Source organism: Pseudomonas sp. YA1 (genome assembly GCF_058680555.1).
On sequence record NZ_JBZWBG010000049.1, the window covers coordinates 1 to 937 of the forward strand.

General features: G+C 61.2%; 1 pseudogene. It reads right to left on the reverse strand.

The features are described 5' to 3' along the window. Nucleotides 1-8 precede the first annotated feature (8 nt). A pseudogene (locus AC4OR5_RS30905) lies at nt 9-937 on the reverse strand (IS3-like element IS222 family transposase); the annotation flags it as partial.

Genomic DNA, 937 nt, shown 5'->3' on the forward strand with positions numbered 1-937 from the left:
TGTAGTGGTCAACCCATCCCGGACAGTGGGTTGAGTTTTTCTTCGGCCACCGCAGGTGGTAACCCGTCGTTGAATTGATGCGGCCTGATCCAGTTGTAGCGGTGCATCAAGTAATGACTGATGTCCCGTTGGGCCTCCTGCGCCGTCAGGTAACCCGTTGACGGGACCCACTCCGACTTCAGACTGCGGAACAGGCGCTCCATCGGCGAGTTATCCCAGCAATTCCCCCGACGGCTCATGCTCTGCTGCATCCGATAGCGCCAGAGCCGTTGCCGAAACAGGCGGCTGGCGTACTGGCTGCCCTGGTCTGAATGGAACAGCACCTGCTGTGGCCTGCCGCGCTGTTCGTAGGCCATGTCCAGGGCCTTGATCACCAGTTCGGCATCCGGCTTGGCCGAGAACGCCCAGCCGATCACCCGCCGGGTATGCAGATCCAGTACCGCGGCCAGGTAGTGCCAACGGCCTTGCGCCCAGACGTAGGTGATGTCGCCACACCACACCTGATTGGGATGCTCGGTCGCGAATTTGCGGTTCAGCCGATTCGGGATATCCGGCCGCTCAACCGTGGCCTGTTTGTAGGCGTGCGAGCCCGGTTGCTTGCTGACCAGGCCCAGCTCACGCATCAACCGACGCACTCGGAAACGGCCGATGGTCACGCCCTCTTCGCGCAGCATGCCCAGAATGCTGCGGCTGCCGGCCGAGCCCCGACTCTGGCTGAACAACTGGTTGACTTGGCTGCGTAGCGCCACGCGGCGAGCATCGACACGCCGCCGTCGAAGACGGTGGACGTAGTAGCAAGACCGCGCCACATCGAAAGCTGAACAGACCACTTCCACCGACTCCTGCTCACTCAACTGGTCTATCAGCGCGTACGATCGAGTTCGTCCGACATCAAGAGAGCGGTAGCCTTTTTTAATATCGCTTTCTCCCGCTCCAA